Annotated in this window: 10 protein-coding genes; 9 read left to right on the top strand and 1 reads right to left on the bottom strand. The window is 75.2% G+C overall.

What is annotated here, in order from left to right:
- Positions 1–111: 111 nt before the first annotated feature.
- A complete protein-coding gene (locus AB0N04_RS01275) occupies positions 112–912 on the bottom strand; it encodes a (2Fe-2S)-binding protein (protein WP_360205447.1) in 801 nt (266 codons plus the stop codon).
- Positions 913–1,154: 242 nt separating this feature from the next.
- Here AB0N04_RS01275 and AB0N04_RS01270 point away from each other — a divergent pair, with 242 nt between their 5' ends.
- The 9 genes from AB0N04_RS01270 (at position 1,155) to AB0N04_RS01230 (ending at position 12,431) form a co-directional block, all read left to right on the top strand.
- On the top strand, positions 1,155–2,120 hold the full coding sequence (locus AB0N04_RS01270; protein WP_360205481.1) for an iron ABC transporter permease: 966 nt from the start codon (positions 1,155–1,157) through the stop codon (positions 2,118–2,120).
- Positions 2,121–2,197: 77 nt separating this feature from the next.
- Positions 2,198–3,151: an iron ABC transporter permease gene (locus tag AB0N04_RS01265; RefSeq protein ID WP_360205478.1), complete on the top strand. Its 954-nt coding sequence runs from the start codon at positions 2,198–2,200 to the stop codon at positions 3,149–3,151.
- Entirely contained in the window at positions 3,151–3,984 is an 834-nt protein-coding gene (locus AB0N04_RS01260; RefSeq protein ID WP_360205444.1) for an ABC transporter ATP-binding protein, read from the top strand. Before AB0N04_RS01265 ends, AB0N04_RS01260 begins: the two co-directional genes overlap by 1 nt.
- 105 nt (positions 3,985–4,089) lie before the next feature.
- Positions 4,090–5,091, top strand: a complete 1,002-nt coding sequence (locus tag AB0N04_RS01255) for an iron-siderophore ABC transporter substrate-binding protein (protein ID WP_363362922.1) — start codon at positions 4,090–4,092, stop codon at positions 5,089–5,091.
- Between the two features lie 96 nt (positions 5,092–5,187).
- Positions 5,188–6,396, top strand: a complete 1,209-nt coding sequence (locus tag AB0N04_RS01250; protein ID WP_360205438.1) for an ATP-grasp domain-containing protein — start codon at positions 5,188–5,190, stop codon at positions 6,394–6,396.
- Positions 6,393–8,132: an IucA/IucC family protein gene (locus tag AB0N04_RS01245; RefSeq protein ID WP_360205436.1), complete on the top strand. Its 1,740-nt coding sequence runs from the start codon at positions 6,393–6,395 to the stop codon at positions 8,130–8,132. Before AB0N04_RS01250 ends, AB0N04_RS01245 begins: the two co-directional genes overlap by 4 nt.
- Positions 8,129–9,349, top strand: a complete 1,221-nt coding sequence (locus AB0N04_RS01240) for an MFS transporter (protein ID WP_360205434.1) — start codon at positions 8,129–8,131, stop codon at positions 9,347–9,349. The genes AB0N04_RS01245 and AB0N04_RS01240 overlap by 4 nt, the downstream gene beginning before the upstream one ends.
- On the top strand, positions 9,346–11,190 hold the full coding sequence (locus AB0N04_RS01235; protein WP_360205432.1) for an IucA/IucC family protein: 1,845 nt from the start codon (positions 9,346–9,348) through the stop codon (positions 11,188–11,190). The genes AB0N04_RS01240 and AB0N04_RS01235 overlap by 4 nt, the downstream gene beginning before the upstream one ends.
- Positions 11,187–12,431 (top strand): type III PLP-dependent enzyme, encoded by a 1,245-nt coding sequence (locus AB0N04_RS01230; RefSeq protein ID WP_360205430.1) that lies wholly within the window; start codon positions 11,187–11,189, stop codon positions 12,429–12,431. Before AB0N04_RS01235 ends, AB0N04_RS01230 begins: the two co-directional genes overlap by 4 nt.
- Positions 12,432–12,507: the final 76 nt, after the last annotated feature.

The raw sequence follows: 12,507 nt of genomic DNA, 5'->3' as shown, positions 1-12,507 counted from the left end.
GTTGCCGCCGCTCCTGTCTGCGCCTTACACCATCGGCGGCCGGCCGCGCACGCCGAACGTGCAGCCGGGAGGATAACCGAGGTTAGAGCCGCCCGCTCCCCGGACGCGCCGTCAGAGCCTGCGCAGCCGTTCCTCGTCACCGGTGCGCGGGCAGGTCAGGCAGGCGGTGGCGGCGGGCCCGACGGCGTAGTAGAGGCAGCAGCCGAGCCGGGTGCGGGTGTGGTGGCCGCGCCCGTCGGGGGTGTGCAGCCGGCGGAAGTCGGCGGCGCCGGGCAGCGGGAGGGTGCCGCCGGGCAGCAGCGCCCCGGCGGCCGCGACGGCGGCGTCCTCGTCGCCGAGCATCCGGCCGAGGTACCAGACGGCGGAGGCGAGATCGTCCGTCACCATGCCCCACAGGGCGCGGTCCCGGCGGCGGGTGGGGGCGGCGAAGGCCGCGAGCAGCGGTTCGAGGTGGCCGACGACGGCGGCCCGCAGCTCGGCGCGCAGCTCGTCGTCTCCGGGGAGCTCGACGTGGCCCCGCGGACGCAGGGCGAGGTCGCCGGTGGGGGCGTGCAGCCACACGTCGGAAGGGTCGATGACGGGGACCCGCCGGGAGAGGTGCCAGGGGCCGGCGATGAGCAGGCAGACCGACCAGGCGTAGTGGTGCAGCAGCCGGGACGCGGTGACGTGGGGCCGGGGGGCGCGGCCGTGTTCGGCGGCGATGCGCTCCTCCGCGCCGGCCAGCACGGCGGCCAGGGCCCGTTCGTCGTCGGCGATCCGGGTCGCGCCGTACCAGCCGTCGGCGGCCTCGGGCGCCGGTTCCGCGGCGTCGAGCAGACGCAGGCTCAGCACCGGGCAGAGGCCGAGCAGCCGCCGGTAGTCACCGAGCAGCGCGGACGGCGGTGCGACGGGCAGGGGTGGTCCCGGGATCATCTTCGCTCCCTAGATCGACTCCGCATGATCGAATAAGGTGAGGCTCACCTTACAATGTCGCGGATGGCATGCCATCTCGGGCCGCGCCCCCGTGCCGGTCCGCGGTCGAACGGGCGGTGGGCGGGAGTCCGAGATTGACGAACTTAGGCAAACCTAACCTAAGATGTCGACTCGTGTTGAGAACCGACCCGACGGCCGCCACGGCCCCGGCGACGCCCCGGTCCTCGGCGGTCCGGCGGCCCCTGCTGCTGATCGCCGGAGCGGGCGCGCTCGTGCTGTGCGCCGCGCTGAGCCTCGCGCTCGGCTCCCGATCCATCCCGCTGTCCACCGTCGTGGACGCGCTGACCGGAGCCGCCCACGGCGGCGACGCCGACGTCGTGACGGGCCTTCGGCTGCCCCGCACGGTGATCGGGCTGGCCGTCGGAGCCGCGCTCGGCGTCGCCGGGGCCGTCGCCCAGGGCGTCACCCGCAACCCGCTGGCCTCCCCCGTCACCCTCGGGATCAACGCCGGCGCCGGCCTCGCCGTCGTCGCCGCGATCTACGCGCTGGGCCTCGCCCGGCCCGTCCAGTACGTCTGGTTCGCCTTCGCCGGAGCCGCCGTCGCCGCCGTCGCCGCGTACGCGATGTCCCGCCGCGGCGGGGACCTCGACCCCGTCCGGCTCGCCCTCGGCGGCACCGTGCTCACCGTGGTGCTCACCTCCTGGACCTCCGCCCTGATGCTGGCCAGTCACCGCACCCTGGACGAGGCCCGGTTCTGGCTGGCCGGCTCGATCGCCGGGCGGCAGCTGGACACCCTCCTGCCGGTGCTGCCGTTCCTGGCCGTCGGCCTGCTGGGCGCCCTGGCCATCTCCCCCGCGCTCAACGCCCTCGCCCTCGGCGACGAGACCGCCCAGTCGCTGGGCGTGCCGGTCGCCCGGATCCGGCTCGCCGGCGGGCTCGCCGTCGTGCTGCTCGCCGGCAGCGCCGTCGCCGTCGCCGGACCGGTCGCCTTCATCGGCCTGGCCGCGCCGCACCTGGTCCGCCCGCTGCTCGGCAACGACCACCGCTGGCTGCTGCCCGGCTGTCTGATCACCGGTCCGCTGCTGCTGCTCACCGCCGACGTGCTCGGCCGGCTCGTGGTGCGCCCCTCCGAGATCGAGGTCGGCATCGTGACCGCCTTCCTCGGGGCCCCGCTGCTCGCGGTGCTCGCCCGGAAGGTGGCCCGGTGACCGCGCTCGCCCTGCCCGTCCGCACCCTCGCCCGGCGCCGGGCCCGCACCGCCGCCTGGTCGGCCCTGGCCGCCGTCCTGCTGGTCCTGCTCACCGGCGTCGCGCTGGGCACCGGACGGCTGAGCATCTCCGTCTGGGACGCGCTGCGCGCCCTCGTCGGACAGGGCGACCCCGGAAACGTGCTGGTGGTGCAGCAGTTCCGCGCACCGCGCGTGGTGTCGGCGCTCATCGCGGGCGCCGCACTGGCGATGGCCGGCTCCATGCTGCAGCGGCTCTTCCGCAACCCGCTCGCCTCCCCCGACACCATCGGCGTCACCGGCGGAGCCTCCTTCGGCGCCGTCCTGATGATCGCCACGGGCGCCTCCCAGCAGCTGATCCCGCTGGCCGCGCTCGGCGGCGGGCTGCTCGCGGCCCTGCTGCTCGGCGGCTTCGCCTGGAAGTCCCGGATGGCCGTCACCCGCCTGGTGCTGGTCGGCCTGGCCGTCCAGCAGGGCCTGGCCGCCGCCGTGAACCTGATGATCGTCCGGTTCCCGGCCGAACTGGCCTCCTCCGCGATGCAGTGGACCACCGGCTCGCTCTACGGCCGCAACTGGACCGAGGTGTGGATCGGCGGCACGGCCATCGCCCTCACCGCCGGCGCCGTGCTGCTCTGCCAGCGCCGGGTCGCCGTCCTCGACCTCGGCGACGACTCCGCCGGCGGGCTCGGCCTCGACCCCGGGCGCGACCGGCTCCTCCTGCTGCTGCTCGGCATCACCCTCGCCTCGCTGGCCGCCGCCCTCACCGGCCCGGTCGCCTTCGTCGCGCTCGCCGTGCCGCACCTCGTCCGGCTGCTCGCCGGTCCCCCCACCCTCGGCACCCTCGGGCTCACCGCGCTCACCGGCGCCGTCCTGCTGCTCGGCGCCGACCTCCTCGTGCTCCACGTGATCCCCGTCCACGGCCTGCCGGTCGGTGCCGTCACCGCCACCCTCGGCGCGCCCTGGCTCCTGGCGCTGATGATCCGCCAGGGCCGGCTCCCCGTGAGGAACAGCTGATGACCACGGCCCCCACCGTCGACCCCACCGCCAACCGGCTCGCCGCCCACGGCCTCCACCTGCGCTACGGCGACCGCACCGTCGTCGACGGACTCGACCTCGAACTGCCCGGCGGCGCCGTCACCGCGATCGTCGGACCGAACGCCTGCGGCAAGTCCACCCTGCTGCGCGGACTGGTCCGCCTGCTCGGCCCGGCCGCCGGCACCGTCACCCTGGACGGCTCCGACATCCACCGGATGCCCGCCCGGGCGCTCGCCAAGCGGATGGGCCTGCTTCCGCAGCAGCCGGTCACCCCCGAGGCGATCACCGTCGAGGCCCTCGTCCGACTGGGCCGCTACCCGCACCAGCGGATGCTCAGCCCGTGGTCCGCGGCCGACCAGGAGGCCGTCGAGGAGGCGCTGCGGCGCACCGGCACCGCCGAACTGCGCGACCAGCAGGTCGACCGGCTCTCCGGCGGGCAACGCCAGCGCGCCTGGATCGCGCTCGCGCTCGCCCAGGACACCGAGCTGCTGCTGCTCGACGAACCGACCACCTTCCTCGACCTCCGCCACCAGCTCGACGTCCTCGACCTGGTGGCCGACCTGCACGCCGAGGCCGGCCGCACCGTCGTCATGGTGCTGCACGACCTCGGACAGGCCGCCCGGTACGCCGACCACCTGGTGGTGCTCAAGGACGGCCGGCTGGCCGCCGCCGGCGCGCCCTCCGAGGTGCTCACCGCCGAGCTGGTCGAGGCCGTCTTCCAGGTGCCCTGCCGGGTGGTGCCCGACCCGGAGACCGGCACGCCGCTGGTCGTCCCCCGGGCCCGTGCCCGCGCCGGAGCCGCCGCCGGCTGACGGCCGCGCCCGGACACCCCTCCCCTCCCCCGCCCTTCCCCCCACTCCCTTCCTCCCGTCCCTCCCCCTCCCCGTCCCCCGTTCGACCGGATCCAAGGAACCCCCATGAACCGCCGACTGCCCGTCGCCGTCCTCGCCGCCGCCCTCTCCACCACGCTGCTCGCCGCCTGCGGCAGCGACGGCGGGACCAAGCAGGGCGGGGACACCGTCCAGGCCGGCGCCTCCGCGAGCGCCGGAGCCACCGCCGGCTTCCCGCGCACCGTCACCCACGCCGCCGGAACGGCCCAGATCAAGGCACAGCCCCAGCGCGTCGTGGTGCTCGACAGCGGCGAGCTGGACGACGTCACGCTGCTCGGCATCACGCCCGTCGGCGCGGTGTCGCCGCACATGAAGACCGAGGGCGGGTTCCCCTCCTACCTCAAGGACAAGATCAAGGACACCAAGGACGTCGGCCCGATGAACGAGCCGAACCTGGAGCTGATCGCCTCCCTCAAGCCCGACCTGATCCTCTCCTCCAAGGTCCGCCACGCCAAGGTCTACGACCAGCTGAACGCGATCGCCCCGACCGTGCTCGCCGAGACCACCGGCTTCCCGTGGAAGCAGAACCTCGCCCTCTACGCCCAGGCCCTCGGCAAGGAGGACCAGACGAAGAAGGCGCTCGCCGACTACGAGGCGCGCGCGGCCAAGCTCGGCGAGGCGATCAAGGCGAAGAACGGCGGCACCATGCCGACCGCCTCGGTGGTCCGCTTCGTCGCCGGGCCGACCCGCCTGTACGCCAAGTCCTCCTACAGCGGCGTCGTCCTCAAGGACGTCGGCCTCACCCGCCCGGCCCCCCAGGACGTCGACCAGAACATCCTCGAGGTCAGCGCCGAGCAGATCAACCAGGCCGACGCCGACCTGGTGTTCGTCACCACCGCCGACGACCCGTCCAAGACCAAGGAGAGCGAGGTCCAGCAGACCCCGGTCTGGAAGGGCCTGAACGCGGTCAAGAACGGCAAGGTCTTCAACGTCCCGGACGAGACCTGGATGTCCGGCATCGGCGTCCAGGCCGCCGACGCGATGCTCGTCGACATCGCCAAGGCCGCGGGCGTCGACGCCCCGAAGTAACCGCCGACCGCCGGCGGCGGGCGGGCGCGGGGCGCCCGGTCCGCCCGCCGCCACCGGCTCGCCACCACCCCGAGGACAACCCGAGGACCCCTCCCCATGCGGCTCTACCTGCTCGCCCTCAACCCCACCGACTCGGTCACCGACGGCTTCCTGCCCGCCGCCGACCGGCTCGGGCTCGACGTCACCGTCCTGACCGACCACGCCGGGCCCCACCTGAAGGCCTACGCCGACCTCCCGTTCATCGCACCCGAGGTGCTGGAGTGCGACGTCCGGGACTTCCGTGCGGTGATCAGCCTGCTCTCCCGGCACCACGCGCCCGACGCGGTGTTCAGCAACAGCGACCACCTGCAGACCCAGACCGCCCTGGCCGCCGAGTACTTCGGCCTGCCCGCGAAGGACTGGAAGGCCGCGCTGCGGGCCAAGGACAAGGGCCAGCTGCGCCGCCACCTCGCCCTGACCGGCCAGGACGCCGTCTGGTCCGCCGAGCTGGCCCCCGGACAGGACCCGGCCGAGCTGGACCCGCCGTTCCCGTGCGTGGTCAAACCGCGCGAGGGCGTGGCCAGCGAGGACGTCGTCCTGGTCGCCGACGCCGCCGAACTCGCGGCGCGCTGCCGAAAGATCCAGCACCGCCGGGCCGGCGCCACGCTCGTCGTCGAGGAGTTCCTGGAGGGGCCGCTGTGCACCCTGGAGACGCTCGGCGACGGCCGCCGCCGGCACGTCCTCGGCGGCTTCCGCACCCGTCTGTCGCCGCCGCCGGACTTCATCGAGGAGGTCCTCGAGTTCGTCCCCGCCCACCCCGCCGCGGTGGTCGGGCAGGTGCTCGCCCAGCTGGACGCGATCGGCGTCGGACTCGGCGCCTGCCACACCGAGTTCGTCGTCCAGCCGGACGGCCGCGCCCGGATCATCGAGGTCAACTACCGAGCCATCGGCGACCAGTGCGACCTGATGCTCGCCGAGATCCTCGGCGTCCCGCTCTTCGAGCACATCCTCTCCGTCCACCTCGGCCGCGAACTCCCCGCCGACCTCGGCGAGTCGTGCACCGCCACCCCGCGCCGGGCCCGCAACGAGGCGGTCCTCGCCGACCGCGCCGGCGTGCTCACCTCCGCCCCCGGACCGTACGACGAGGAACGCGACGGCGTCCGGCTCGCCTACCGCCCGCTGCGCCCGCTCGGCGAGCGGCACGAGCACTACCGCACCAACCGGGACTACCTGGGCGTCATCTGGGCCGTCGGCACCGACCAGGGCGCGGTGGACACCGCCGTCGCCCGCTTCCTCGCCGCCAACCGCTGGGAGGTCACCCCGTGACCGCCGACGAGCAGCTCACCCTGCGCGTGCTCTCCGCCCTGCTGCGCGAGGACGTCCTCGGCCTGCGCACCCGCTCCGCCGCGCAGGAGCGCGCCGACGGCCGCTGGCTCGTCCCGGCGGACGCCCCGCTCGCCCTGCCCGTCACCGCCGAGGGGTTCCAGAGCGAGTACGCCGCCCGGCTGCCGCTGCTGGAGCTCGACGGGCGGACGGTCACCGGTCTGGACACCGTCGTGGCGGCCCTCACCGCCCTGGCCGAGGCCGAGGACCGGCCCGGCTGGGCGGCCTTCGCCGAGGAGTGCCGGCAGACCCTCGCCACCATGGAGCTGCACGAACGGGCCCGCGACGAGGTGCACGCCCGGCTCACCGACCTGTACGGCGCGGACCCGGCCGACTGGACCGGCCCGGCCGCCGCCCTCGGCCACGACACCCTCGCCGCCTACCTCGACCACCCCGTCTACCCGACCGCGCGCGGCCGGGCCGGTCTCGACGAGGCACAACTGCGCTCCTACGCGCCCGAGTTCCACCCTGCCTTCGAACTGCGCTGGCTGGCCGCGCCGACGGACGCGCTCACCACCCACGGCGAACACCCGCTGCCGAGCTGGTGGCCCACCCCGGCCTGGCTCGGCCTGGCGGACGCGTGCCCGGGCGACGGCTGGACCACCCTGCCGGTCCACCCGCTCACCGTCGGGGCCGCACTGGAGGAGGCGCTGGCGGCCACCGGCCTGGCCGGCCGCGCGGTGCTCGCCGACCGGCCCTACCTGACCGTCGTGCCGACGCTCTCCATGCGCACCGTCGCCGTCGCCGACGACCCCTCCTGCCACCTCAAGCTCCCGCTCGCGACCGCCACCCTGGGCCGGCTCAACCGCCGCACCATCAAGCCGGGGACGCTGCTCGACGGCGCCGCCGGCCAGCGCCTGGTCGAGGCCGTGCTGGCCCGCGAGCCGCGGTTCGCCGACCGGATCCTGCACGCCGACGAGCAGAGCTGGGCGCACGCCGGGCACGAGCTGCTGGCCGTGCTGCTGCGGCGCTACCCGGCCGGGCTGGAGCGGGCCGTCACGGTCCCGCTGGCCGCCCTGCTGGCCCCCGCGCCCGGCGGGCGCCTGGTGCTCGACCACCTCGCCGACCGCTTCCACGGCGGCGACCCCCTCGCCCTCTACGACGCCCTGCTGGAGCTGCTGCTCGACTGGCAGGCCACCCTGTTCGGCTACGGCGTCGCCCTGGAGTCGCACCAGCAGAACACCTCGCTGGTGCTCGACGAGAACGGCCTGCGCCTGCTCTACAAGGACGACGACGGCCCGCGCGTGCACACCGCCCGGCTCACCGCGACGCTCGGCGAACTCGCCCCGGCCCGCGAGGAGTTCGACGACGCCAGGATCTTCGGCGAGGACGACCGGCCGCTCACCGACCTGTTCACCACCATCACCGGCCACCTGTGCACCGGCGCGCTCGCCTTCGGCCTCGCCGCGCACGGCCGCGCCGGACTCGACGAGTTGCTGGCCCTGCTGCGCAAGCGCCTGGCCGAGGCCGTCGACCGGATCGGACCGGCCGGCGCAGCGCTGCGCACCGACCTGCTGGAGGCCGAACGCCTGCCGGTCAAGGCCATGGTCACCGCCGGAACCCTGCTCAGCAAGCAGCGCTCCGGCGCCGCCGACGTCAACAAGCACTACACGACCGGCCCCAACTACCTGCTGGAGCAGGCGATACCGGGCAGGTCCCCGGCCGGGGACGCCCGATGAGCGTGGAAACCCTCCCGCAGCGGACCGGTGGCCGCACCACCGCGGCGGACGGGCTCGGCCGACGCCAGGTGCACGCCGTGGCGGCCTGCTACTTCGTCGCCTCCTTCGCCGCACTCGGCCTGCCGCCCTACCTCACCACCATCCTGCCGACCCTCGGCGACCCGCAGGCCCGCTGGGCCGGGGTGCTCTACGTCGTCCCGACGGTGTTCAGCGCGCTCGGCGCACCGCTGTGGGGCCGGCTGGCCGACCGCTTCGGCCGCAAGCGGCTGCTGCTGCGCGCGCAACTCGGGCTCACCGTCTCCTTCCTGCTGGCCGGGGCCGCCGACAGCCTGCCCGCGTTCACCGCCGCGCTGGTGCTGCAGGGGTTCCTCGGCGGCACCTTCGCCGCCACCAACGGCTACCTCGCCGCCGCCCTCGACGGCTCCAGGCTGTCCCGCGCGCTCACCCTGATGCAGGGCTCCGCCCGCGCCGCCCTGGTGGCCGCACCCATCCTGGTCGGCGCGCTGTCCCCCTGGATCGACCCGCACCGCCAGTACCTGGTGATGGCCGTCCTGCCGCTCGCCGCGGCCGTGTTCCTCGCCCTGCTGCCCGAGCCGGCCCGCCCGGCGACCGGCGCCGGCCCCGCGGAGCCCGCCGGGCCGGCGGCGAGCACACCGCTCCTGCCGCTCTACGCCTTCGAGTTCGCGTTCGTCTTCGCCACCGTCATCTCCTTCCCCTACCTCATCGCGCTCGCCGAACAGCGACTGCCGGGCGTCTCCGGCACCACCACCGGAGTACTGTTCGCCGTGCCGCACCTGTGCTACCTGGCGTTCGCCGCGCGCACCCACACCGCCTTCCACACCCGCCCGCACGCCGGCATCGCGCTCGGCTTCGGCCTCGTCGCGCTGGGCCTGGCCGGACACGCCGTCGCGTACTCGCTGCCCGTCTTCGTCGCGGTGCGGCTGCTGCTCGGGGCCGGACTGACCCTCGGCCTGGTGAGCCTGTCCGTGCTCGCCGCCGGGGCCGCCCGCGGCCGCCAGCCGGGCCGGATGTTCGGCACCCTCGAACTCGTCTCCAAGGGCGGCGCCGTGGCCGCCGGCGCGGTGGCCGCGCTGGCCAACGGCCGGTACGGCGCCGCCGCCCCCGTGGTGGCGGGCACCGCCGCCGCCCTCCTGGCCGCCGTCGCGGCCAGCTCACTCACCCTCCCGTCCCTCCGCCAGCGATGGAGCCGCCGATGACCGACGAGCCGATCACCCACGCCCCGGCCAGTCACCACCCGCTCGGCCACGCCCCGGCCAGTCACCACCCGCTCGGCCACGCCCCGGCCGGCCACCACCCGGCCGGCCACCGCCCGGTCAGTCACCACCCGCTCGACCGTGAACTCCCTTCCGCCGACCACGCGGTGGCCCACACCCTGCTCAACTGCCTGCTGCGCGAGGTCTCCGCGCCGGAGCACCAGACCGCCGCGGCCGACGGCCGCCTGCTGCTGCGCCTGCCCCGGCGCGGCGCCCTCCTCCGGGTCGCCCTGCGCCGCACCTCGCTGCTCGGAGCGCACCGCTTCACCGGCCCGGTCGAGATCGAACGGAACGGCGACTGGGAGGAGTTGGGCTGGCAGGAGCTGGCCGCGCACGTCCAGGGCGAACTGGAGCTGCGCACCGGGACGGTCAACGAGGAGTTCCTCGACCAGGTCGCCTCCAGCCACGAGGGCGTACGCCAGGGGCTGGAGAACCGTCCGGCCCCCGGCGCGGACCGCTACCTGGAGTCCGAGCAGGCCCTGTTGTTCGGCCACCGCTTCCACCCGGCGCCCAAGTCCCGCTCCGCCGCCCGCGGCGACTGGCGCCACTACGCGCCGGAGTCCCGCGCCGCGTTCCGGCTCCGCCACCTCGCCGTCCGTTCCGAACTGCTCGCCGGGCAGTCCCCGGACGAACGGTCGAACGCCCTGCTCGACGGGCTCGGCGACGTCCCGGAGGGCTACCGGCTGCTGCCGGCCCACCCCTGGCAGTACCGACTCGTCGGCGACCACCCGCTGCTGCGCGGGGCGCTGGCCCGGGGCGACGTGCTCGACCTCGGGCCGCGCGGCGAGGAGTTCGCCGCCACCGCCTCCGTCCGCACCCTGTACGGCGCGGACGCCTTCCTCAAGTTCAGCCTCAACGTCCGCATCACCAACTGCCTGCGCAAGAACGCCGCGTACGAGCTCACCGGCGCCGTCGCCCTGACCCGGCTGCTCGCCCCCGCGCTCGCCGACCTCGCCCGGCGCTTCCCCGACGCGGCGATGCTGCGCGAGCCCGCGTTCCGCACACTGGCCCTGCCCGGCGCCGACGGCCGACCCGACCAGGCGCTCTACGAGGGCTTCGGCCTGATCGTCCGCGAGGGCTTCGGCGGCCTGCTGCGCCCCGGGGTCACCCCGCTGCTGGCGGCCGCCGTCGCCGACGAACACCCCACCAGCTCGGCGCACGTCTCCCGGCTGCTGGGGGACGACCCGGACGGCGGGCGGGCCCTGGACTGGTGGCGCGCCTACCTGCGGCTGCTCCTCCCGCCGGTGCTCGCCGCCTACTTCGACCACGGCGTGGTCCTGGAACCGCACCTGCAGAACGTGCTCATCGGCGTCGACGCCGACGGGCACCCCGCCCAGGTCCTCTTCCGCGACCTGGAGGGCACCAAGCTGGTGCCCGAGCGCAACGCCGCCGTCCTCGCCGCCCTCCCGCCCGAGGTCGCCGGGCCGATGACCTACGACGCCGAGCGCGGCTGGGACCGGGTGGTCTACTGCCTGCTGGTCAACCACGTCGCCGAACTGCTCGCCGCCCTCGCGGACCGCCACCCCGGGCTGGAGGGCCCGCTGTGGCAGGCCGTCCGGGACACCCTGGAGGAGTACGCGGCAGCGCACGGCCGCCCGCCCCGGCTGCGGGCGCTGCTGGCCGGCGTCCCGCTGCCGGCCAAGGCCAACCTGCTGACCCGCTGGGAGCGCAAGGCCGACCGCGAGGCCGGCTACGTCCGCCTGCCCTCCCCGCTGGCCGGCTCGGTCCTCGCCGAGGCCGCCCGCATGCCCGTCCCGCTGTCCCTCGGGAGCGCCGTCCGATGACCGAGACCGTCCGCCGACACGCCGCCGCCCTCGCACCCGAGGAGCTGCCCGCCTACGTGTACGACCTGGCGGCGCTGCGCGCGCACGCCGCCGTCGTCCGGGCCGCGCTGCCCGACCGGGTCGAGCTGTACTACGCGGCCAAGGCCAACCCGGAGGCGCCCGTCCTGGCCGCGCTGCGCGACGCGGTGGACGGCTACGAGGTCTCCAGCGGCGGTGAACTCGCGCACGTGCGGGCCGCCGTCCCGGGAGCCCCGCTGGCCTTCGGCGGGCCCGGGAAGACGCCCGCCGAGATCGCCGCCGCGGTGGACGCCGGGGTGCACCGCTGGCACGTGGAGAGCGAGCAGGAGCTGCACCGGCTCGACGCCGTGCTCGCCGACCGGCCCGGCACCGTCGTCGACGTGCTGCTGCGCGTCAACCTGCCCGTCACCACGGGCGCGCTGGACGAGGTGGCGCTCGCGATGGGCGGCCGGCCCACGCCCTTCGGGCTGGACCCGGAACAGGCCGAGGAGTGCGTGCGGCTGCTCACCGCCGGCGCCGACGGCGATCGCCACGGCGATCGCCACGGCGACGGCGTCGGACGGCTCGGGCGGCGGCTGCGCCTGCGCGGCGTGCACGCCCACCTGGCCAGCGGGCTCGCCGCCGCCGAGCAACTGGCCGTCGCCGGGCAGATCGTGGCCTGGTCGACCGCGCTGGCCGAGCGGCACGGATTCCCGCTCACCGAGGTCAACATCGGCGGCGGAATGGCCGTGGACTACGACGACCCGACCGAACACTTCGACTGGAAGGCCTTCGGGGAGGGGCTGGACGAGCTGCTCGGCGACCGTCCCGGGCTGACCCTGCGCATCGAACCCGGCCGCGCACTGACCGCCCACTGCGGCTGGTACGCGACGGAGGTGCTGGACGTGAAGCAGAGCCACGGCGAGGACTTCGCCGTGGTCCGCGGCGGTACCCACCACCTGCGCACCCCCGCGACCCGGGGGCACTCGCAGCCCTTCGAGGTCCTCCCGGTGGAGGGCTGGCCGCACCCGTGGCCGCGCCCCGCCGTCACCACCGGCCGCGCCACCCTGGCCGGACAGCTCTGCACACCGAAGGACGTCCTCGCCCGGGCCGCGGACGGCGCCGACGGCCTGCGGGCGGCCGACCGCGTGCTGTTCGCCATGGCGGGGGCCTACGCCTGGAACATCTCGCACCACGAGTTCCTGATGCACCCTCGCCCGGGCTTCCACTACCTGGGCGGGTGAGGGCCGACGATTGACGGGTAACAGATGACAGGTGACAGATAACAGATTTCGAAAGTTGTCATCTGTTATCTGTCAC

Source organism: Kitasatospora sp. NPDC051702 (genome assembly GCF_040681575.1).
In the GTDB taxonomy this organism is placed as follows: domain Bacteria; phylum Actinomycetota; class Actinomycetes; order Streptomycetales; family Streptomycetaceae; genus Kitasatospora.
This window is presented reverse-complemented; position numbering and strand designations above follow the sequence as displayed.

Bases quoted from the DNA above. Each gene is read 5' to 3' on its own strand.
- AB0N04_RS01275 (WP_360205447.1), bottom strand. From the start codon at position 912: ATGATCCCGGGACCACCCCTGCCCGTCGCACCGCCGTCCGCGCTGCTC.
- AB0N04_RS01260 (WP_360205444.1), top strand. From the start codon at position 3,151: ATGACCACGGCCCCCACCGTCGACCCCACCGCCAACCGGCTCGCCGCC.
- AB0N04_RS01255 (WP_363362922.1), top strand. From the start codon at position 4,090: ATGAACCGCCGACTGCCCGTCGCCGTCCTCGCCGCCGCCCTCTCCACC.
- AB0N04_RS01250 (WP_360205438.1), top strand. From the start codon at position 5,188: ATGCGGCTCTACCTGCTCGCCCTCAACCCCACCGACTCGGTCACCGAC.
- AB0N04_RS01240 (WP_360205434.1), top strand. From the start codon at position 8,129: ATGAGCGTGGAAACCCTCCCGCAGCGGACCGGTGGCCGCACCACCGCG.
- AB0N04_RS01235 (WP_360205432.1), top strand. From the start codon at position 9,346: ATGACCGACGAGCCGATCACCCACGCCCCGGCCAGTCACCACCCGCTC.
- AB0N04_RS01230 (WP_360205430.1), top strand. From the start codon at position 11,187: ATGACCGAGACCGTCCGCCGACACGCCGCCGCCCTCGCACCCGAGGAG.